This window comes from Caulobacter sp. Root655 (assembly GCF_001427665.1).
In the GTDB taxonomy this organism is placed as follows: domain Bacteria; phylum Pseudomonadota; class Alphaproteobacteria; order Caulobacterales; family Caulobacteraceae; genus Caulobacter.
In genome coordinates this window covers 319,822-339,533 of record NZ_LMHC01000001.1, presented here as the reverse complement: position 1 = coordinate 339,533, position 19,712 = coordinate 319,822, and the positions used below count along the sequence as shown (strand labels likewise).

The 19,712-nt window shown below is 69.4% G+C and carries 18 protein-coding genes and 1 riboswitch; of the genes, 12 read left to right on the top strand and 6 right to left on the bottom strand.

Features of this window, described 5'->3' with window-relative positions:
• Nucleotides 1-166: 166 nt before the first annotated feature.
• The 3 genes from ASD79_RS01540 to ASD79_RS01530 all read left to right on the top strand — a co-directional run bounded on the left by ASD79_RS01540 (nt 167) and on the right by ASD79_RS01530 (nt 2,141).
• A complete protein-coding gene (locus ASD79_RS01540; RefSeq protein WP_056719295.1) occupies nt 167-1,138 on the top strand; it encodes a bifunctional helix-turn-helix transcriptional regulator/GNAT family N-acetyltransferase in 972 nt (323 codons plus the stop codon).
• A gap of 168 nt (nt 1,139-1,306) precedes the next feature.
• Nucleotides 1,307-1,762: a hypothetical protein gene (locus tag ASD79_RS01535; protein WP_056719294.1), complete on the top strand. Its 456-nt coding sequence runs from the start codon at nt 1,307-1,309 to the stop codon at nt 1,760-1,762.
• A gap of 4 nt (nt 1,763-1,766) precedes the next feature.
• On the top strand, nt 1,767-2,141 hold the full coding sequence (locus ASD79_RS01530; protein ID WP_056719293.1) for a hypothetical protein: 375 nt from the start codon (nt 1,767-1,769) through the stop codon (nt 2,139-2,141).
• Nucleotides 2,142-2,452: 311 nt separating this feature from the next.
• Here ASD79_RS01530 and ASD79_RS01525 read toward each other — a convergent pair whose 3' ends face one another.
• From ASD79_RS01525 to ASD79_RS01515, 3 genes are all read right to left on the bottom strand, one after another.
• The gene (locus tag ASD79_RS01525; protein ID WP_056719292.1) at nt 2,453-3,676 is read right to left on the bottom strand and encodes an argininosuccinate synthase; all 1,224 of its coding nucleotides are present in this window, start codon (nt 3,674-3,676) and stop codon (nt 2,453-2,455) included.
• Between the two features lie 257 nt (nt 3,677-3,933).
• Complete coding sequence (locus ASD79_RS01520) at nt 3,934-4,296, bottom strand: hypothetical protein (RefSeq protein ID WP_056719291.1); 363 nt, start codon at nt 4,294-4,296, stop codon at nt 3,934-3,936.
• Nucleotides 4,297-6,273 (bottom strand): potassium transporter Kup, encoded by a 1,977-nt coding sequence (locus ASD79_RS01515; RefSeq protein ID WP_056719290.1) that lies wholly within the window; start codon nt 6,271-6,273, stop codon nt 4,297-4,299.
• A 187-nt stretch (nt 6,274-6,460) separates the two neighbouring features.
• Here ASD79_RS01515 and ASD79_RS01510 point away from each other — a divergent pair, with 187 nt between their 5' ends.
• Both ASD79_RS01510 and ASD79_RS01505 read left to right on the top strand, forming a co-directional pair.
• Nucleotides 6,461-6,901: an Rrf2 family transcriptional regulator gene (locus ASD79_RS01510; RefSeq protein ID WP_056719289.1), complete on the top strand. Its 441-nt coding sequence runs from the start codon at nt 6,461-6,463 to the stop codon at nt 6,899-6,901.
• Nucleotides 6,902-7,114: 213 nt separating this feature from the next.
• Nucleotides 7,115-8,380, top strand: coding sequence for a cation:proton antiporter (locus ASD79_RS01505; protein WP_368664855.1), 1,266 nt, complete (start codon nt 7,115-7,117; stop codon nt 8,378-8,380).
• A 90-nt stretch (nt 8,381-8,470) separates the two neighbouring features.
• Here ASD79_RS01505 and ASD79_RS01500 read toward each other — a convergent pair whose 3' ends face one another.
• Nucleotides 8,471-9,691 carry an MFS transporter gene (locus ASD79_RS01500; RefSeq protein WP_056719287.1) on the bottom strand — a complete coding sequence of 407 codons (1,221 nt, stop codon included), beginning with the start codon at nt 9,689-9,691 and terminating at the stop codon, nt 8,471-8,473.
• Nucleotides 9,692-10,095: 404 nt separating this feature from the next.
• On the opposite strand from ASD79_RS01500, the gene ASD79_RS01495 reads away from it, so the two are divergent.
• Nucleotides 10,096-10,896, top strand: a complete 801-nt coding sequence (locus ASD79_RS01495; protein ID WP_056719286.1) for an SDR family oxidoreductase — start codon at nt 10,096-10,098, stop codon at nt 10,894-10,896.
• Nucleotides 10,897-11,033: 137 nt separating this feature from the next.
• Here ASD79_RS01495 and ASD79_RS01490 read toward each other — a convergent pair whose 3' ends face one another.
• Entirely contained in the window at nt 11,034-11,729 is a 696-nt protein-coding gene (locus tag ASD79_RS01490) for a MarC family protein (RefSeq protein ID WP_056719285.1), read from the bottom strand.
• 86 nt (nt 11,730-11,815) lie between these two features.
• On the opposite strand from ASD79_RS01490, the gene pyrF reads away from it, so the two are divergent.
• Nucleotides 11,816-12,505, top strand: a complete 690-nt coding sequence (gene pyrF, locus ASD79_RS01485) for an orotidine-5'-phosphate decarboxylase (protein ID WP_056719284.1) — start codon at nt 11,816-11,818, stop codon at nt 12,503-12,505.
• Nucleotides 12,506-12,648: 143 nt separating this feature from the next.
• Here the strand turns inward: pyrF and ASD79_RS01480 are convergent, their stop codons facing one another.
• The gene (locus ASD79_RS01480) at nt 12,649-12,849 is read right to left on the bottom strand and encodes a DUF1674 domain-containing protein (protein WP_007673482.1); all 201 of its coding nucleotides are present in this window, start codon (nt 12,847-12,849) and stop codon (nt 12,649-12,651) included.
• 68 nt (nt 12,850-12,917) lie between these two features.
• On the opposite strand from ASD79_RS01480, the gene ASD79_RS01475 reads away from it, so the two are divergent.
• The 5 genes from ASD79_RS01475 (at nt 12,918) to ASD79_RS01455 (ending at nt 19,638) form a co-directional block, all read left to right on the top strand.
• Nucleotides 12,918-14,201, top strand: coding sequence for an RsmB/NOP family class I SAM-dependent RNA methyltransferase (locus tag ASD79_RS01475; protein ID WP_056719283.1), 1,284 nt, complete (start codon nt 12,918-12,920; stop codon nt 14,199-14,201).
• A 219-nt stretch (nt 14,202-14,420) separates the two neighbouring features.
• The gene (gene rpe / locus ASD79_RS01470; RefSeq protein WP_056719851.1) at nt 14,421-15,080 is read left to right on the top strand and encodes a ribulose-phosphate 3-epimerase; all 660 of its coding nucleotides are present in this window, start codon (nt 14,421-14,423) and stop codon (nt 15,078-15,080) included.
• 9 nt (nt 15,081-15,089) lie between these two features.
• Nucleotides 15,090-16,871, top strand: coding sequence for a heparinase II/III family protein (locus ASD79_RS01465; protein WP_156400316.1), 1,782 nt, complete (start codon nt 15,090-15,092; stop codon nt 16,869-16,871).
• A gap of 185 nt (nt 16,872-17,056) precedes the next feature.
• A riboswitch (ZMP/ZTP riboswitch) is annotated at nt 17,057-17,184 on the top strand.
• A gap of 32 nt (nt 17,185-17,216) precedes the next feature.
• Nucleotides 17,217-18,809, top strand: coding sequence for a bifunctional phosphoribosylaminoimidazolecarboxamide formyltransferase/IMP cyclohydrolase (gene purH / locus ASD79_RS01460; protein WP_056719282.1), 1,593 nt, complete (start codon nt 17,217-17,219; stop codon nt 18,807-18,809).
• A gap of 79 nt (nt 18,810-18,888) precedes the next feature.
• Nucleotides 18,889-19,638: a dienelactone hydrolase family protein gene (locus ASD79_RS01455; RefSeq protein WP_056719281.1), complete on the top strand. Its 750-nt coding sequence runs from the start codon at nt 18,889-18,891 to the stop codon at nt 19,636-19,638.
• Nucleotides 19,639-19,712: the final 74 nt, after the last annotated feature.

Genomic DNA, 19,712 nt, shown 5'->3' with positions numbered 1-19,712 from the left:
CGACACGGCCTGGCTATTGTTGCGCTCGGGCCACGGTTCGTCGAACAACGTGTTGCGCGCCTGCTCCGGGCTGGAAACGTCCGGCAGGCCGTTTTCAGGGTTGCCAGAGCCACCACATAGCGATGTATATAGCGCAACATATAGATTGAGATTCCGGAACCTGACCATGACGACCGACGTGCTCGCCGAGCTGGGCCCCCTGTTCCTGGGCAGCCGCCTCAAGCGGCTGGCCGATCGTTTCCAGGCCGACGCCGCCGCCACCCTGCAGGCGACGAACCTGCCGATCCAGCCGGCCCAGCAGCTGCTGCTGGCCACCTTGCGGCGTCAAGGACCGCTGACGGTCGGGGCGATCGCCCAGCACCTGCGCATCAGCCAACCCACCATCACCCGCACCATCCTGGCCCTGGTCGACCAGGGCCTGATCACCGCCAGCCGCGAAGGCCGCGACCAGCGTCACAAGACCCTCACCCTCAGCCCGGAGGGCGAGGCGCTGATCGCCCGCGCCGAACGCGACCTGTGGCCGCGCGTCGAGGCCGCGGCCGTCGAGATGTGCCGCGGCTTGCGCGGATCCTTCCTGGAGCAGATCGCCATGCTGGAAGCTGAACTGGACAAGCAATCCCTGACCCGGCGGGTCGAGGCCCTGGCGCAGCCGGCCGACGGCGGGCTGACGATCCGCGACTTCGCCGACGACCTGGCCGAGCCGTTCTACCGGATCAACGCCGAATGGATCGAGGAGATGTTCGCGCTCGAGGACAACGACATCCGGCTGCTGTCCAACCCCCGCGAACTGATCATCGACAAAGGCGGCGTCATCCTGTTCGCCGACACGCCGGACCTCGGCGTGGTCGGCACCTGCGCCCTGATGAAGATGAAGGACGGCTGGTTCGAGCTGACCAAGATGGGGGTCTCGAAGGCGGCGCGCGGGCGCAAGGTCGGCGAATTCCTGCTCGCCCAGGCCCTGGAGCGGGCCACGGCGATGGGCGTCGAGCATCTGTACCTGCTGACCAACACCCAATGCGCCGCCGCGATCCACCTCTACGAGAAGCTGGGCTTCCAGCACGACGCCGAGATCATGGCCACGTTCGGCGGCCGCTACGCGCGATGCGACGTGGCGATGAGCTATCGACCTCAGGCGTAGAGCATCGTGCGGAAAAGTGGAGACCGGTTTTCCGCGAAAACGATGCGAAAATAAAAAACTAGAGCAAGTCGAGCGGTTCCGCACGACTTGCTCTAGTCGCGGGGTCGTTCACCCTGGACTTGAGCGATCCCGCCAACCGGGCCATGCTCCAGCTTCTGGAGAACCCGCATGTCGACAGTCAACGCCCTCCGCGCCGCGACGGCCTTCGCCCTGGCGACGGCCCTGGCGGGGTGCGCGCTGTTCGCCCCGCCCTATGACCCGACACTCGACCAGAAGACCACCACCGCCTACGAGGGCGTGGCCCGGCTGGCGGCCGAGGCGGAGATGGGCCTCTACCAGGACAAGGCGACCTATGCCGGCAAGATCGGGACCTATGCCGACATCCAGGCCGCCCTGGCCGTGGCGGCCATCCGGGCCAGCACGGCGCCAGTGGGCGGCAAGCGGGCCGGCGAGGCGCGCGACATCACGGTCGGGCTGATCAAGGGCTGCGGCGGCCAGGTCTCCGGCCTGGCGACCCTCCACAAGGCCTTCGGCGTCGTCCCGGCGACGGGCGCGACCACCGCGATGATGGTCAGCTGCGACCAGGCGGCCAAGGCCGTCGGCGCCATGAAGAACGGCGGATAGGACCATGGTCGATTTCGCGAACCTGAACATCGACACCGTCGACCAGCTGGTCTCCGCGCTGGAGGACGAGTTGAAGGGGGTGTCCGCCGCCTGGTGGAAGGCCAACAAGGTGGTGCTGCCGGGCTATCTGCGCAGCCTGGCCGAGGCGTCGATCCAGACGCGCACGGCCCTGGCCAACGGTCTCATCCCGCCCGAGGCGGCCGACATGATCCTGCACAACCAGGAACTGGCCTTCAACCAGACCCTGCAGTTCACCAAGCTAATGACCCTGGTCCTGGCCCAGCAGCTGCTCAACGCCGCGTTCACGGTGATCGGCTGGGTGATCTTCAACAAGACGGGGATCAACCTGGCGCCGAACCTGGTGCGGCCGGAGGCCTGATCGCGTCCGGGATCCGGAATTGGTGAATGTCGGACAACCGTTCTTCCCTCCCCTTTATGGGGAGGGGGGACCAGCGAAGCTGGTGGGTGGGGCTTCACCGCCCCCCAAGCTCTCTGCACCGAACCCCCACCCGACCCGCTGCGCGGGCCACCCTCCCCACAGGGGGGAGGGACGGGATGGTTTTGGGTTTCGGACGCTGACCGTTCGAACGTCCGTTCAGGGTCGGAAGCCGACCCAACAAAAAAAGCCCCGCCGTCGCCGGCGGGGCTTGTCCGTATCCGATCCAGCCCGAAAGCTCGACCTTGACCCCGCTAGCGCTTGTCGCGCTTGGCCAGCACGCGCAGGCGCAGGGCGTTGAGCTTGATGAAGCCGCCGGCGTCGCGGTGGTCGTAGGCGACCTTGCCTTCCTCGAAGGTGACCAGGTCCTGGTCGTAGAGGCTGTAGGGGCTTTCGCGACCGATGATCGAGACATTGCCCTTGTAGAGCTTGACCCGCACCTGGCCGGTGACCTTCTGCTGGCTGTAGTCGATGGCCGCCTGCAGCATCTCGCGCTCGGGGGCGAACCAGAAGCCGTTATAGACCAGCGACGCATATTTCGGCATCAGCTCGTCCTTCAGGTGCATCGACCCGCGGTCCAGGGTGATCGACTCGACGCCGCGGTGGGCGGCCAGCAGGATCGTGCCGCCCGGGGTCTCGTAGACGCCGCGCGACTTCATGCCGACGAAGCGGTTCTCGACCAGGTCCAGCCGGCCCACGCCGTTGTCGTGGCCCAGTTCGTTGAGCTTGGTCAGCAGCGTGGCCGGCGACATGGCGACGCCGTCGATGGCCACCGCGTCGCCCTTCTCGAAGTCGATCGTGAAGACGTGCGGCTTATCGGGCGCGTCTTCCGGGGCGATGGTGCGCATGTGGACGAATTCGGGAGCCTCGACGGCGGGGTCCTCCAGGACCTTACCTTCCGACGAGCTGTGCAGCAGGTTGGCGTCGACGCTGAACGGGGCCTCGCCGCGCTTGTCCTTGGCGATCTGGATTTGATGCTTCTCGGCGAATTCCAGCAGGGCCTCGCGGGACTTGAAGTCCCATTCGCGCCAGGGGGCGATCACGTGGATGTCGGGCTCGAGCGCGTAGTAGCCCAGCTCGAAGCGGACCTGGTCGTTGCCCTTGCCGGTCGCGCCGTGGCTGACCGCGTCGGCGCCGACCTTGCGGGCGATCTCGATCTGCTTCTTGGCGATCAGCGGCCGGGCGATCGAGGTGCCCAGCAGGTACTGGCCCTCATAGACCGTGTTGGCCCGGAACATCGGGAAGACGTAGTCGCGGACGAACTCCTCGCGCACGTCCTCGATGAAGATGTTCTCCGGCTTGACGCCGGCCGCCAGCGCCTTGGCCCGCGCCGGTTCGATTTCCTCGCCCTGGCCGAGGTCGGCGGTGAAGGTGACGACCTCCGCCCCATACTCGGTCTGCAGCCACTTGAGGATGATCGAGGTGTCGAGACCGCCCGAATAGGCGAGCACGACCTTCTTCACGGGCTTGGTGGCCATGAGCGGGGGTCCTTCCGAGGAAACACAAAGTCGCAGAGTGTTTCTCCTTCGGAGAAACACCAAGTCGCGGGGCGTTTAGCGCGGTTTCGTGTCGATTGAAACGCGGGTGTTGGAGGAACCGTGGCCAGCCGTCCCAAATCCGCTTTCCCGGCGAAGGCCGGGACCCAGATTCACCAGGAGCGGCTCGTGGGTTTCACCTGGGCCCCGGCCTTCGCCGGGGAAACGGTGGGATGGGAACCTTCCGGGCTCCGTCGCCGTCAGAGCTTGATCTGGCCTTCGTCGACCAGCTGGTTGAGGGCCCGGCGGATCTGGGCCAGGTGGACCACCGCGAAGATCGCCGCCAGGGTGGCGCGCACGCACAGCAGGATGATCGCCAGCTCCAGGCCCATCGGCTCGCGGCTGCCCAGCATCAGCCACAGGCTGAGCAGGAAGGCGAAGAGCGGCAGGAACACCAGCGCCACCACGCGCGGGGCCCGCCACACGGTCGCGCCCGACGGCGACCACAGTACCGGAACCTTCAGGTCCTTGCCGATCTTGCCCCACGACATTCGCGAGGCGCCGGCCATGATCGACAGCGCCAGAATCCACAGAACGTCGCCGATGACGCCGAGGAAATTCATCTAGACGGTCACCTGGGCGCCCAGCTCGACCACGCGGCCGGGGGGGATCTTGAAGAAGTCGGTGGGGTTGGCGGCGTTCTTCATCAGGAAGATGTAGATGCGGTCCTGCCACAACGGCATGCCCGAATTGGCCGACGGCACGATCGAGCGGCGGCCCAGGAAGAAGCTGGTGGCCATGATGTCGAACTTCAGCCCCTGCTGCTTGCGCAGCAAGGCCAGGGCCTTGGGCACGTTGGGGCTTTCCATGAAGCCGTAGAAGATCTCGACCTTCTTGAAGTCGGCGTTGATCGCCTGGGTGCGGATCCGGTCCTCCTCGGCCACCCGCGGCGTGTCGGCCGTGCGGACGGTCAGCACCACGTTGCGCTCGTGCAGCACCTTGTTGTGCTTCAGGTTATGCATGAGAGCGACCGGGGTCATGTCCGGGTCGGAGGTCAGGAAGATCGCCGTGCCGGGGGCGCGGTGCGGGGCGCGGGCCCGTAGAATCTCCATCAGGTCGACCAGGGGCACGCTGTCGCGACGGGTCTTCTCGGTGAGGATCTGGCTGCCGCGCACCCAGGTGGCCATGATCGTGAACAGCACGGCCCCGATCAGCACCGGCAGCCAGCCGCCGGTGAAGAACCGCAGGGCGTTGGCCGACAGGAAGGTCAGGTCCAGGGCCATGAACGGGATCAGGAAGGCCAGGGCGGCCGGGGTCTTCCAGTTCCACAGTCGGCGCATGACGATGAAGGCCATGCAGGTGGTGACCACCATGGTGCCGGTCACCGCCAGGCCATAGGCGTGGGCCAGGGCCGAGGAGGTCTGGAAGGTGAACATGATCGCCAGCACCCCGACCAGCAGCATGGTGTTGAGCTGCGGCACGAAGATCTGGCCCGACTGGGTCTCGGAGGTGCGCTTGATGTCCTGGCGGGGCAGCAGGCCCAGCTGGATGGCCTGCTGGGTCAGCGAGAAGGCGCCGGTGATCACCGCCTGGCTGGCGATGACCGTGGCCGCGCCGGCCAGGAACACCAGCGGCAGGCGCAGGAATTCCGGGGCCATCTCGAAGAACCAGTTCAGCTCCGGCATCGGCAGGCCGGCGGCGTTGGCGGTTTCCAGGGTCTGCAGGGCGAAGGCGCCCTGGCCCAGATAGTTCACCGCCAGGCAGGGCAGCACGAAGAACAGCCAGGCGGCCTGGATCGGCCAGCGCCCGAAGTGGCCCATGTCGGCCGACAGGGCCTCGGCGCCGGTCACGGTCAGGAACACCGCGCCCAGCACGATGAAGCCGGCCATGCCGTGGTGCATCAGGAAGGAGACGGCGTAGTGGGGGCTGATCGCCGCGAACACGCCGGGATTGTCGGCCAGATGATAGGCGCCCAGGGCGAACATCACCGCGAACCAGACGGCGCACACCGGGCCGAACAGCCTGCCGACCACGGCCGTGCCCCGGCTCTGGATGAAGAACAGGCCCAGCAGCATGACCGTGGCGATCAGCAGCACCATCTGCGTGGTGACGCTGGTCTCGAACATCGGAATGGTCCGCAGGCCTTCCACCGCCGACAGCACCGAGATCGCCGGGGTGATCACCGCGTCGCCGTAGAACAGCGCCGCCCCGGTGACCCCGAGCACGAAGACCAGGGTGGTGCGTTTGCCGATGGCGTGCTGGGCCAGGGCCATCAGCGACAGCACCCCGCCCTCGCCCTTGTTGTCGGCGCGCATGATGAACAGCACGTACTTGATCGTGACGACCAGGATCAGCGCCCACAGGGCCAGCGACACCACGCCCAGGATCTCGGGACGGGTCACCCCGTCCTTGGCGGTGGCGTGCAGCGCTTCCTTGAAGGCGTACAGCGGACTCGTGCCGATATCGCCGAACACGACGCCGACCGAACCGACCGCGAGCGCCAGGAAGCTATGCCCTTTCAGGTCATGGCCAGCTTGCGGAGGGACGTCACATGAGGCGGCGCTGTTGGGAGCGGGTGCGCCAGAGGCTTCGGAAGCCATTCAATCCCTCCGGGGTCGCCCTCGCAAATCGCGGTGCGGAGCCCCATATCGATCAAGCGGGGCGCGATACACCCAATCCCGCTCCGGTTCAATCGCGACCTGAACCGGGATACCGCCGATACTTTTCGCCGACTATGCTTTTAGGTTGAACGCACGCGCCACGCCCCTAGGGTCCTGCCACAGAAAAATGTCCGATAGTCAGAAATTCCCAGTGGCGGCCCACGCCCTCGCCTATCTGGCGCACAAGAGCGCCTTCTCGGCGGACCGCGCCGTGGCCAGCGCCGAGCTCGCCGCCTCGGTGCCGACCAACCCGGTGGTGGTGCGCCGCGTGACCGCCATGCTCGGCAAGGCCGGGCTGATCGGCGCGCGGGCCGGGGCCAACGGCGGCGCCTGGCTGCTGAAGCCCGCCGAGGAGATCACCCTGGACGTGGTGCTGCGGGCCGTGAACGGCTGCGCCCACCTCGGCGTGGCGCCCAAGGGCGTCAAGGGCTGCCCGGTGGGCGAGAAGATTCCCGACGCCGTGCGCGGCGCGATGGTCGCCGCCGACACCGCCGTGGCCGAACGGCTGGCGCTGATTTCGGTCGCCGACTTGCTGTCGGGCGCGTCGACGGCCTCGGTCGCGGCCTAAGAACTTCATCCCTATCGCGAAGCGATGCTGGCCCAGCGTCGCCTTGGCTCGGCGCCAACCTTGGCCTGACAACGCTGTCTGTCGAGCGTTGTCAGGCCGGCGCGCGGGGTGCTAGCGTATTTCCAGGAAAAGAAACGCGACCACCTCGGGCGGCGCAGGCATTTGGGGGAAGCCATGACGCCGGCTGAGTTGAGCGTAGCTTTTTTCTTGCAGATGTTCGTCATCGTCGCGGCGTGCCGGACGGTGGGCTGGCTGGTGAAGCGGTTCTTCGACCAGCCACAGGTGGTGGGCGAGATGATCGCCGGCATCATCCTGGGTCCGTCGCTGTTTGGTTTGCTGACCCCCGACCTGCAACACATGCTGTTCCCCAAGGAGACCAAGTCGGTGCTGTTCGTCGGCGCCCAGCTGGGCGTCGGCCTCTACATGTTCCTGGTCGGCGTCGGTTTCCGCGCCGACCACTTCAAGAGCAACGCCAAGAGCGCCCTGGCCGTGTCGCTGTCGGGCATGGCCGCGCCATTCCTGGTGGCCATCGCCCTGACGCCCTGGCTGCTCGGCATGAACCTGTTCGGCAAGGGCGTCGCGCCCTTCCAGGCCATGCTGTTCATGGGCGCGGCGATCTCGATCACCGCCTTTCCGGTGCTGGCCCGCATCGTCCAGGAACGGGGCCTGACCAAGACGCCGCTCGGCTCGCTGTCGCTGTCGGCCGGCGCCATCGACGACGCCGGCGCCTGGACGGTGCTGGCCATCGTGCTGGCCAGCTTCGGCGGCGGCCCGATGGTGGCGGTCAAGGCGGCCGTCGGCGGCGGCCTGTTCGCCCTGTTCATGCTGACCCTGGCCCCCAGGCTCCTGGCCCCGCTGGGCCGCTGGGCCGAGCGCGAGGGCAAGGTCACCCCGGCCCTGCTGGGCGTGGTGGTCATGCTGTTCATGCTCAGCGCCTGGGCCATGGACGCGGCCGGCCTGCACTCGGTGTTCGGCGGCTTCCTGCTGGGCACGGCCATGCCGCGCGGCCTGCTGACCCGCGAGCTGAAGAAGCAGCTGGAGCCGTTCACCATCGCCTTGCTGGTGCCGATGTTCTTCACCTTCTCGGGCCTCAACACGCAGATGAACCTGGTCAACAGCCTGGGCCTGGCCGCCGTCGCCGCGGTCATCCTGGCAGGCTCGATCCTGGCCAAGGGCGGGGCCTGCTGGGCCGCCGCCCGCCTGACCGGCCAGGACAACGCCACGGCCATGGGCATCGGCGCCCTGATGAACGCCCGCGGCCTGATGGAGTTGATCATCATCAATATCGGCCTGCAGAAGGGCATCATCGGCCCGGCCCTGTTCTCGATGCTGGTGGTGATGGCCCTCGTCACCACCCTGATGGCCTCGCCGCTGTTCGAGCTGGTCTACGGCAAGAAGGCCCGCGAACGCGGCGAGCTGGGCGCGCTCAACGACGACGCGGAAGACGAGGTCGTCGTGGCGCCGGCTCCAGCGCGCTAGAGCCTTGCTTGCTAAAGCCGGCCCAAGCCCAAAACTCCGCTCATCCCGACGGATGCCGGGATGAGCGGAATTTAAGAGGCGAGGCGCCCCCTACTCCGCCGCCGCCAGCGTCCGCCGGCGCTCCAGCCGCACGTCCAGCGCCGCCACCGCCCAGATCGCGAAGCCGCCCAGGGCCAGGGCCGCGCCCACATAGCCGGTCGAGGTCCAGCCATAGCCGGCGGCGATGGCCAGGCCGCCCAGCCACGGGCCCAGGGCGTTGGCGAAGTTGAAAGCCGAGTGGTTGAGGGCCGCCGCCAGGGTCTGGGCGTCGCCGGCCACGTCCATCAGCCGGGTTTGCAGCACCGCGCCCAGCCCGCCGCCGCAGCCGATCAGGAACACCACCGGGACCAGGGTCCACAGGCTGTGCACCGCCATCGGATAGAGGGCCAGGGACGCCGCGCTCCACAGCAGCACCGCGCCGATCGCCGGCATCTGGGCCCGGTCGGCGGCCCAGGCGCAGACCAGGGTGCCGACCGTCATGCCGACCCCGAACACCGCCAGCACCAGCGGCAGGGCGGCCGGCGAGGCGTGGGTGACCTCCGCCATCGTCGACGCCAGGTAGGTGTAGACGCAGAACATGCCGCCAAAGCCGATGGCCCCGATGCCCAGGGTCAGCCACACCCGGCCGCGTCCCAGAGCGCCCAGCTCGCGCAACGGGCTGGCGTCGGGGTGGGCCGCGTCGCGCGGCGCGAACAGGAACACCGCCATGGCGGTCAGGGCGGCCAGCACGGCGACGATCACGAAGCCCCAGCGCCAGCCGATCCACTGGCCGACGGCGTTGGCCGTCGGCACGCCGACGATCGTCGCCACGGTCAGGCCGATCATCACCATGGCCACCGCCCGGGCCCGGCGCTCGGGCGGCGCGACGCCTGCCGCGACCAGGGCCGCGACGCCGAAATAGGCGCCGTGCGGCAGGCCGCTGAAGAACCGGAACACCAGCATCCAGCCAAAGCTCGGCGACAGGGCGCTGAGCAGGTTGCCGACCGCGAACACCGCCATCAGGGCCACCAGGATCAGCCGCCGGGGCAGGCGAGCGGCCAGCACCGCGATCACCGGGGCCCCGACCACCACGCCCAGGGCGTAGGCGCTGATCGCGTGGCCGGCGGTCGGCGCGTCGACGCCGAGGCTGGCGGCGAAATAGGGCAGCAGGCTCATCGAGGCGAACTCGGTCGTGCCGATCGCGAAACCGCCCAGGGCCAGGACCGCCAGGACCAGCGCCACCGGATAGGGACGGGGCGAAGGGACCGGATCGGTCGTCGGGTGGGAAGTCATATCCTGTCGCCTCTGGGCAAGCGCGCCGCGCGCCGCCCGTCGCGTGGTGGGTCAGCTTATGCTGCGGTGCAAAACAAAGTCGCTAGATAGGGCATTGACAACGTTGTCACAAGACGGTGGACGCGCCCAGCCGGCGCTCAGCGAAGCGGCGTAACGACCGAAATCCCGCCCTTCCCTGTCCCCTCAGCCCCGAAGGACGGGCCCGCGGCGCTCCGGCCCCGCCGGGAGAGGCGCGCGCTAGCCCCTGCGCGCCCTCCTCCATTTTTCTTCCGCCATCCCGGCACAGCGCCCGGGATGACGGTGGTTGTGGGTATGGGCGGTGGATCAACGTCCCCTGCTTGAACCAAATCACCGGCCGTGCTTCGTCTTCGGTGACGTTCACAGTTGCTCTGGACACACGCCGCATGGCCCGCCGTCTCGCCCTGATCACCGGCGCCTCCGCCGGCATCGGGGCCGCCTTCGCCCGCATCTACGCCAGCCACGGCTATGACGTGGCCCTGACCGCGCGGCGGCTGGACCGGCTGGAGGCCCTGGCCGCCGAGATCCGCCTGCGGTTCGGGGTCGAGGCCTATCCGATCGCCGCCGACCTGTCCGACCCTGCCGGGGTCGACGCGGTGCTGGCCGGGATCGAAGCCCAGGGCCGGGTCGTCGACGCCCTGGTCAACAACGCCGGCTACGGCCTGCCTGGGACCTACGCCGCCACCCGTTGGGAGGACCAGAGCGCCTTCCTGCAAGTGCTGCTGACCTCGGTCTGCGGCCTGACCCACAAGGTGCTGCCGGGCATGGTCGAGCGCGGCTACGGCCGCATCGTCAACGTCGCCTCCCTGGCCGGCCTGACGCCCGGCGCGGCGGGACACACCCTCTACGCGGCGACCAAGAGCTTCCTCGTCAAGTTCTCGCAGAGCCTACACCTGGAGAACCAGGCGACCGGCGTCCACGTCAGCGCCCTGTGCCCCGGCTTCACCTATTCGGAATTCCACGACGTCAACGGCACCCGCGCCCAGGTCAGCCAGTCGCTGCCGACCTGGCTGTGGCTCGGGGCCGACGAGGTCGCCGCCGCCGGCTACGAGGCCGCCGAGGCCAACCGCGCGGTCTGCGTGCCGGGCGCCCCGAACAAGGCCATCGCGGTGTTGGCCAAGCTGATCCCGGACGACTGGGCCCTGGCGCTGATGGCCAGCCAGGGATCGCGGTTTCGGAAGGTGTAGGTTATCGACTTTCCCTCCCCCTTATGGGGAGGGGGGACCAGCGAAGCTGGTGGGTGGGGCTTCACCGCCCTTTTGACTCATCAAACCCCACCCGACCCCTTCGGGGCCACCCTCCCCACAAGGGGGAGGGAGGGACGTTAGCGATGCTCCGCGTAAGGCGCCTTGGCGTCCGCCCGGATCAGGCCCCGCGTCGCATCCCCAACCCCGATCATCACGAACTGCACCGCCAGGGCGCAGAGGATCAGGCCCAGCACCCGCACCACGATGCTCATGCCGATCCGACCCAGCACCTTGCTGATCAGGGGCGCGGCCCAGAAGGTGACCACGGTGACGAAGGCCACGGCGGTGATCACCCCGACCCCCGCCGCCATCCCCGCCAGGCCGAAGCTCTTGGCCTCGCTGGCGTAGATGATCACCGTCGAGATCGCGCCGGGCCCGATCAGCAGCGGCATGGCGAACGGCACGATCAGCCGCTCGAAGCGCTGCTTGGCGTAGACCCGCGCCGACTGGCCCTCGATGCCCTCGGCGGCGTCGGCGAACATGGTGGTGAAGTCGTCGCGCACCATGTCCAGGCCCAGGATGAACAGGATGATGCCGCCGGCGATGCGGAAGGCCGGCATCGAGATGCCGAAGAACTCCAGCAGGGAAACGCCGGTGAAATAAAAGAAGATCAGGAAGGCGGCGACGAACAGCCCGATATAGACCGCCACGATCCGCCGGCCGGCCGCGGCCGCGCCCAGGGTGGCGGCGGCGAACAGCGGCACGTTGCCGATCGGGTCGATCAGGGCGAACAGGGCCACGAAGAAGTTGACGGCGAGTTCTGCCTGGCTCATTCGACGTCCTCAGCCTTCAATCCGCGCGATCGCCCGCCCTTCTTAGGGTGAAGCGCCGCCGCGCGCCACACCCCGGGGAACCGCCCATGACCGCCGATCCGCGCCTGATCATCCCGCTCGACCTGCCCAGCGTCGCCGAGGCCCGCGCCATGGTCGAGCGGCTGGACGACGCGGTGTCGTTCTACAAGATCGGCCTGGAGCTGCTGGCCACCGACGGCATGGCCTTCGCCGGCGACCTCAAGCGCCAGGGCAAGTCGGTGTTCCTGGACTGGAAGCTGCACGACATCGGCGCGACCGTGGAGCGCTCGGCCCGGGTGCTGGCCGGATCGGGCTGCGACCTGCTGACCGTCCATGCCGAGCCGCAGGTGATGGCGGCGGCCGTCAAGGCCAAGGGCGGCTCGGACCTGAAGATTCTGGCCGTCACCGTGCTGACCAGCCTGACCGACGCCGACCTGATCGAACTGGGTTATGCTTTTTCGGCCCGCGACCTGGTCGCCCGGCGCATCCGGCAAGCCGTGGAATGCGGCGTCGACGGCATCGTCTCCTCGCCGCAGGAAGCGGCCCTGGCCCGCGAGATCGCCGGCCCCGACTTCCTGGTGGTGACGCCCGGCGTGCGGCCTTTCTGGTCGGCCAAGAACGACCAGGCCCGCGCCGCAACCCCGTCCGACGCCCTGAAGGCCGGCGCCAGCCACCTGGTCTGCGGCCGCCCGATCACCGCGGCCAACGACCCGCGCGAGGCGGCGCTGAAGGTGGTGGCGGAGATGGCGGGGGCATAATCCAAGGTCCTCCCCCCGTGGGGGAGGCGATCGCGCAGCGATCGGTGGGGGGAGTTTTAGGATCGTCGATCCGGAACGCGTCCATCGACCGAACACGCCCCCCTCCGTCGGCTACGCCGACACCTCCCCCACGGGGGGAGGCGCTAGAAATCCACCGCCACGCCCTTGCGTTCCCAGTCACCGAACCGCGTCGGCTCGGGGCCGTCGCGGCCGCCTTCCTCGGTCGGCAGGGCCGCCGCGTGCTGCGCGGCGTGACGGGCGGCGGCCTCTTCCAGCGCCCGGCGGGCGGCGGGGGACAGCGGTTTGTCGGTGGCCGCGCCGGGCGGCAGATCGGTCTCGGACATGACGGCTTCCTAGCATCAATTCGTCCAAAAGGCTTGCGCTCGCCGTCGCCTCGGGGCACGGCGGGGCGGTGACTCAGGAACTCAATGACGGCCTCCCGGCACGGGAAGGCGCCCTCGCCCTCATCGAAGCGGCCCTGTCGCGGCGCGGCGGCCTCGACGAAGCCGCCTCGGCCAACGCTTTCCGCTTTCTCGAACCCCGGGAGCGCGCCTTCGCCCGCGCCCTGGCCATGGCCGCGCTGCGCCATCTGGGACCCATCGACCGCGCCCTGGCCGGCAAGCTGGCCAAGGAGCCGCCGCCGCGCGTCCGCAACCTGCTGCGCCTGGGCGCGACCCAGGCCTTCTTCCTGGAGGTCCCGGCCTTCGCCGCCGTCGCCACCAGCGTCGAGCTGGCCGCCGCCAACAAGACCAGCCGGCCGTTCAAGGGCCTGGTCAACGCCGTGCTGCGCGGCCTGTTGCGCGACGGCGGCCTGTCAGACGCCTCCGAGCACCTGGCCCCGCCGTGGCTGTACGCCCGCTGGGTCAGCGCCTTCGGCCGCGACACCGCCGACGCCATCGCCGCCCAGATCGGCTTCGAGCCGGCCACCGACCTGTCGCTGAAGCCCGATTTCGACGCCGCCGCCCTGGCCGCCGAACTGGAGGGCGAGATCCTGCCCGGCGGCACGCTGCGCACCGAGCGGCGCGGCGACGTCTCGGCCTGGCCGGCCTTCGAGGACGGCGTCTGGTGGATCCAGGACGCCGCCGCCGCCATTCCCGCCCGCCTGCTGAACCTCCAGCCCGGCGAGACCGCGCTCGACCTCTGCGCCGCGCCCGGTGGCAAGACCCTGCAGATGGTCGCGGCCGGCGCCCAGGTCGTTGCCGTCGACCGTTCGCCCGCCCGCCTGGGCCGGGTCACCGAGAACCTGGCCCGCATGAAGCTGACGGCCGAGGTGATCGCCGCCGACGCCGGGGTCTGGGAGGACACCCGGACCTTCGACGCCGTGCTGCTGGACGCCCCCTGCTCGGCCACCGGCACCTTCCGCCGCCACCCCGACGTGCTGTGGGCCGCCCGCCCCGGCGACGTGGCCAGCCTGGCCGGCGTGCAAAGCAAGCTGCTGGACAGCGCCGCCGGCCGCCTCAAGTCCGGCGGCCGCCTGGTCTATTGCGTCTGCTCGCTGGAGCCCGAAGAGGGCGAGGCCCAGGTCGAGGCCTTCCTGGCCCGCCGGCCGGACATCAAGCTCGACCCGATCGCCCCGGAAGAAGGCGGCGCTCCCGCCGCCAGCCTGACCCCGCGCGGCACGCTGCGGATCCTGCCGCACCACCGCGAGGGGGGCCTGGACGGGTTCTTCGCGGCGCGGTTCGTGAAGCTGAAGTAGCCGCTCAAAAAGTTGTCATCCCGGCCGAAGCGAAGCGTAGAGCCGGGACCCAGGGCCACCGCACTGCGCCGGCCCCTGGGTCCCGGACAGCGCTACGCGCTTCCGGGATGACAACCCTTTGGGAAGCGGAACGACAGTTTGAAGGTACAACGCGCCTCAAACCCCCACGCGACAATGGGCTCGCTTGTCGCGCGAGCCCAAGCCCGCTAAGCCATGGGCATGACCGCGCCACTGATCGCCCCCTCCATCCTCGCCTCCGACTTCGCCAAGCTGGGCGAGGAAGTCGCCGCCATCGAGGCGGCCGGCGCCGACTGGGTGCATGTCGACGTGATGGACGGCCATTTCGTGCCCAACATCACGATCGGCCCGGACGTCGTCAAAGCGCTGCGGCCGCACGCCAGGATCCCCTTCGACGTCCACCTGATGATCAGCCCGGCCGACCCCTACCTGGAAGCCTTCCGGGCGGCCGGGGCCGACCTGATGAGCATCCACCCGGAAGCCGGCCCGCACCTGCACCGTTCGCTCAAGCGCATCCGCGAGCTGGGGGCCAAGGCCGGGGTGGTGTTCAACCCCTCGACCTCCATCGACCACGTCGAATGGATCCTGGAAGACGTCGACCTGCTGCTGGTGATGAGCGTCAATCCCGGCTTCGGCGGCCAGAGCTTCATTCCCGGCCAGCTGCGCAAGGTCGAGGCCCTGCGCAGGATGGTCGACGCCCAGGGCCTGGACATCATCATCGAGGTCGACGGCGGGGTCACCCCGGCCACCGCGCCACAGTGCGTGGCGGCCGGGGCCACGGCCCTGGTCGCCGGCTCGGCGGTGTTCAAGGGCGGGCCCTCGGCCTATGCCGACAACATCCGCGCCCTGAAGGGCGGCTGATCCAGCGGCATGGAGGGGGCTCCCGCGACAGGTTCCGTCCGCAAGCCGTCCGCCCTCGCCGGCGGTCCTAAAGCCCGTGCCCATACTGGCGCAAGATGGGGGGCGCGCACCAAGGGCCTGTTCCTCAAGGCCCTGGGCGCTTCGATCCGCGGCAACGTCGAACGCGAATGGTTCGGCTCGCCGCCACACCGCGCCACCATCACCCGGCCGCGCCCGGTCGGCCTGGCCGCCCATCCGCACGACCCCCGCCCGCTCGACGCCGAACGCGGCCGCCAATTGCTGGAGGGCGTGCTGGTGCTCGACGGCGGCGTGCTGCGCCTGGGCGAGACCGGCGACCCCTTCGACCAGCCCAGCCCGACCCGGCAGTTCGCCATCGCCCTGCACGGCTTCGACTGGCTGCCGCACCTGATGGCGGCCGGCCCCGGCGCGTCGCGCCTGGCCCTGCGGCTGCTGCAGGACTGGCGGCGGGTGTTCGGGACCTGGAACGGGTTCTCGTGGAGCGGCGAGCGCCTGGAGCGCCGCACCTTCCACCTGGCCTGCGCCGCCAAGGCCCTGGCGCCCGAGGCCTCGGACGCCGAGATCTCGGCCATGGCCCTGGACATCGCCCGCGGGGCCCGCCAGCTGCTCAAGGCCTCCGACGCCCCCGACCGCAAGCTGGAACGCGCCGTGGTGGCGACGATCGCCGGCTGCGCCCTGACCGGCAAGGCCAGCGACCGGTTGATCGCCGTCGGCCTCAAGAAGGTCATGGCCAGGCTCGACGCCATCGTCCTGCCCGACGGCGGCCACGCCAGCCGCTCGCCCGAGGCCGGGCTGGAACTGCTGTTCGACCTGCTGACCCTGGACGACGCCCTGGGCCAGCGCGGCCGGCCCGCGCCAGAGGCCTTGACCCGAGCCATCGATCGCCTGTCCTCGTCGGTGCGGTTCTTCACCCTGGCCGACGGCCATCTGGCGGCCTTCCAGGGTGGCGAGGCCGTGGAGCCGCGCCGGGTGGCCGCGGCCCTGGCCCATGACGACCACGGTCCACGCCCGCCGCAGAGCGCGCCGCACGTCGGCTACCAGAAGATGCAGGGCGGCAGCATCCAGGTGATGGCCGACGCCGGCCCGCCGGCCATCCGCGTGCTCAGCGTCGCCGCCTGCGCCCAGCCGGCCGCCGTCGAGATCGTCTGCGGCAAGGACCGGTTGATCACCAGTTGCGGCTGGAGCCCGGAAGCCACCGGGGCCAACGCCTTCCGCCTGTCGGACGCCGCCTCCACCGTGTCGGTCGGCGACGGCTCGGCCGGGCGGCCGCTGTCGGGCTGGCGCGCCGAGGCGCTGGGCCCCTGGCTGGTCGACGGCGCGACGCAGGTCGAGGTCAAGCGCCACGACGTCGCCGACACCGGGGTGTGGCTGGACGTCGTCCACGACGGTTGGAAGCGCCTGGGCCTGACCCACGCCCGCCGCCTGTTCCTCGACCTCAAGGCCGACGAGCTGCGCGGCGAGGACAGCCTGATCCCGATTGTCGCCGGCGCCGAGGACGGCCCGCGCCGCTACCTGCCGTTCATGGTCAGCTTCCACCTCCACCCCGACGCCCGCGCCTCCCTGGCCCGCGACGGCAGGAGCGTGCTGATCAAGGGCCCGTCCAATGTCGGCTGGTGGCTGCGCAACGACGCGGTCGACGTGGCGATCGCCCCCTCGGCCCACTTCGACCACGGCCACGCCCGGCGGGCCGGGACCATCGTGCTGAAGAGCCAGGTGCGACCGGAAAAGGGCGCCAAGATCCGCTGGAAGCTGGCCCGGGCGACGGACCACTAGGACAAAGTCCTCCCCCTGTGGGGGAGGTGATCGCGCAGCGATCGGAGGGGGGAGTGGTCGGCCGATGCCACGCCCTGGATCGACGCCCCTAAACTCCCCCCACCGGCCTTCGGCCGCCTCCCCCACGGGGGGAGGACCTAAGATGCACGCCGCATTGACTCCCCCGCCGACCCGCCTATTTTCCGCGCCGTTCGGGTGACTGGCGCTGGAGGTGGGCAACCACCGGGGAGCTCGAACGTCGCGCGCTTAACCGCGCGCGTCTAAAAGTTGGCTTGCTGATCGCAAGCCGGCGCCGCGCGCCTGGGCTCCTCGAAACCGTCTTTTCACCAGACCAGGAGTCCCGCCGTGCCCGCCGCCCCCGACTATCCGTCCGCCCCCGACCTCGTCGCCCCCAAGCGCGCCCTGCTGTCGGTCTCCGACAAGACCGGCCTGGTCGAGGCGGCCGAGCTCCTGCACGCGGCCGGCGTCGAGCTGGTCTCGACCGGTGGCACCAAGGCGGCGATCGCGGCGGCGGGGATCCCGGTCAAGGACGTCTCGGACCTGACGGGCTTCCCCGAGATGATGGACGGCCGGGTCAAGACCCTGCACCCGATCGTCCATGGCGGGCTGCTGGGCGTGCGCGACGCCCCCGAACATGCCCAGGCCATGGCCGAGCACGGGATCGGCGGCATCGATATCCTCTATGTGAACCTCTATCCGTTCGAGGCCACCGTCGCCAAGGGCGGAACCTATGCCGAATGCGTCGAGAACATCGACATCGGCGGCCCGGCCATGATCCGCTCGGCGGCCAAGAACCACGGCTATGTCGCCGTCTGCACCGACCCGTCGGACCTGGCGCAAGTGCTGGAGGCCCTGAAGGTCGGCGGCGCGACTTCGTTGGAACTCCGCCAGAGCCTGGCGGCCCGCGCCTATGCTCGCACGGCGGCCTATGACGCGGCGATCGGCGCCTGGTTCGCCGCCCAGCTGGGTCAGGACTTCCCGGCCCGCAAGGCGATCGCCGGCGAGTTGCGCCAGGTCATGCGCTATGGCGAGAACCCGCACCAGAAAGCGGCCTTCTACGCGTTCCCCAACCCGCGCACCGGGGTGGCCACCGCCACCCAGCTGCAGGGCAAGGAGCTCAGCTACAACAACATCAACGACACCGACGCGGCCTTCGAGCTGATCGCCGAGTTCGACCCGGCCCAGGGCCCGGCGGTGGCGATCATCAAGCACGCCAACCCCTGCGGCGTGGCGGTGGGCGGCAACCAGCGCGAGGCCTATGAGCGGGCCCTGGCCTGCGACCCGACCTCGGCCTTCGGCGGCATCGTCGCCGTCAACAGCCGCCTGACCCGCGAGGCGGCCCTGGCCATGGTCGAGATCTTCACCGAGGTGGTGATCGCCCCCGAGGCCGACGACGACGCCATCGAAGTGTTCGCCGCCAAGAAGAACCTGCGTCTGCTGGTGACCGGCGGCCTGCCCGACGCGCTGTCGACCGGCGACACCTTCAAGTCGGTGGCCGGCGGCTTTCTCGTCCAGTCGCGCGACGACGCGCGGATCAGGGCTGGCGATCTGAAGATCGTGACGAAGCGCCAGCCGACCGAGGAAGAAGTGCGCGACATGCTGTTCGCCTTCACCGTCGGCAAGCACGTCAAGTCCAACGCCATCGTCTACGCCCGCGCCGGCCAGACCCTGGGCGTCGGGGCCGGCCAGATGAACCGCAAGGACTCCGCCCGCATCGCGGCGCTGCGCGCCGCCGATTTCGGCCTGGACCTCAAGGGCTGCGCCTGCGCCTCGGAAGCCTTCTTCCCGTTCGCCGACGGCCTGATCCAGGCGGCGGAGGCCGGAGCCACGGCGATCATCCAGCCCGGCGGCTCAATGCGCGACGGCGAAGTCATCGAGGCCGCCGACAAGCTGGGCCTTACAATGGCCTTCACCGGCGTGCGAGTGTTCCGACACTAGTCATCCTTGTTTGGCGCATTTTCTTCACGCGAACCGGTATCCACTTCGCTCGAAAATGCTCTAGCCGCGAGAAACCGACATGGACAGCGCCACCTGGGGAGCCAAGGTCGCCGACGCCTCGAAGGTGTTCAAGCCTTCGGGGCCCGGCCCGTTTCCGGTGGCGCTGATCCTGCACGGCTGCGGCGGCAAGACTCCGTTCCTCGAGGACTACGCCAAGGTCGCAGTCCAGGCCGGCTACGCCGCGATCGTCGTCGACTCGTTCAAGCCACGCGGCATGTCGAGCCTCGACGCCAAGCTGCTGGTCTGCACCGGCACGGTGCTGCAGGGGCTGAAGCGTTCGGGCGACATCTTCGCGGTGATGACCTGGCTGGAGCGCCAGCCCTGGGCCGACCACAACCGCCTGTTCCTGGCCGGCTGGAGCCATGGGGCCTGGTCGATCATGGACGGCTATGCGATCGGGGTGAACGCGGCCCGCGCCACCGGCGTCAGCGACGCCGACCCGCTGAAGCTGCGGGCCCGGGTCAAGGGCGCCCTGCTGGTCTATCCCTATTCCAGCTACCCCTCGCTGACCTCCAGCCGGGGCTGGGGCGCCCAGGGGCCCAAGGTCTATTCGGTGGTGGCCGGCAAGGACCAGGTGGTCGGCTGGAAGAACCCGCAAAAGGCGCTGGAGCGGCTGAGGCGCGACGGGCTGTCGGTCGACACGGCCTTCTATCCCGACGCCACCCACGCCTTCGACGACAACCGCGCCAACGACCCGCGGGCCAAGTACCGCCCCGACCTGTTCGCCCAGACCCAGAACTATTTCGCCAAGGCGCTGCGGGCGGTCTAGAGCATTTTCGAGCGAAGTGGATACCGGTTCGCGTCAAGAAAATGCGCAAAGACAAAGACCTAGAGCGCCCAGTC

Excerpts from the sequence above, each read along its gene's own strand:
- ASD79_RS01540 (WP_056719295.1), top strand. The coding sequence starts at position 167 with ATGACGACCGACGTGCTCGCCGAGCTGGGCCCCCTGTTCCTGGGCAGC.
- ASD79_RS01535 (WP_056719294.1), top strand. The coding sequence starts at position 1,307 with ATGTCGACAGTCAACGCCCTCCGCGCCGCGACGGCCTTCGCCCTGGCG.
- ASD79_RS01530 (WP_056719293.1), top strand. The coding sequence starts at position 1,767 with ATGGTCGATTTCGCGAACCTGAACATCGACACCGTCGACCAGCTGGTC.
- ASD79_RS01525 (WP_056719292.1), bottom strand. The coding sequence starts at position 3,676 with ATGGCCACCAAGCCCGTGAAGAAGGTCGTGCTCGCCTATTCGGGCGGT.
- ASD79_RS01520 (WP_056719291.1), bottom strand. The coding sequence starts at position 4,296 with ATGAATTTCCTCGGCGTCATCGGCGACGTTCTGTGGATTCTGGCGCTG.
- ASD79_RS01515 (WP_056719290.1), bottom strand. The coding sequence starts at position 6,273 with ATGGCTTCCGAAGCCTCTGGCGCACCCGCTCCCAACAGCGCCGCCTCA.
- ASD79_RS01510 (WP_056719289.1), top strand. The coding sequence starts at position 6,461 with ATGTCCGATAGTCAGAAATTCCCAGTGGCGGCCCACGCCCTCGCCTAT.
- ASD79_RS01505 (WP_368664855.1), top strand. The coding sequence starts at position 7,115 with ATGTTCGTCATCGTCGCGGCGTGCCGGACGGTGGGCTGGCTGGTGAAG.
- ASD79_RS01500 (WP_056719287.1), bottom strand. The coding sequence starts at position 9,691 with ATGACTTCCCACCCGACGACCGATCCGGTCCCTTCGCCCCGTCCCTAT.
- ASD79_RS01495 (WP_056719286.1), top strand. The coding sequence starts at position 10,096 with ATGGCCCGCCGTCTCGCCCTGATCACCGGCGCCTCCGCCGGCATCGGG.
- ASD79_RS01490 (WP_056719285.1), bottom strand. The coding sequence starts at position 11,729 with ATGAGCCAGGCAGAACTCGCCGTCAACTTCTTCGTGGCCCTGTTCGCC.
- pyrF (WP_056719284.1), top strand. The coding sequence starts at position 11,816 with ATGACCGCCGATCCGCGCCTGATCATCCCGCTCGACCTGCCCAGCGTC.
- ASD79_RS01480 (WP_007673482.1), bottom strand. The coding sequence starts at position 12,849 with ATGTCCGAGACCGATCTGCCGCCCGGCGCGGCCACCGACAAACCGCTG.
- rpe (WP_056719851.1), top strand. The coding sequence starts at position 14,421 with ATGACCGCGCCACTGATCGCCCCCTCCATCCTCGCCTCCGACTTCGCC.
- ASD79_RS01465 (WP_156400316.1), top strand. The coding sequence starts at position 15,090 with ATGGAGGGGGCTCCCGCGACAGGTTCCGTCCGCAAGCCGTCCGCCCTC.
- ASD79_RS01455 (WP_056719281.1), top strand. The coding sequence starts at position 18,889 with ATGGACAGCGCCACCTGGGGAGCCAAGGTCGCCGACGCCTCGAAGGTG.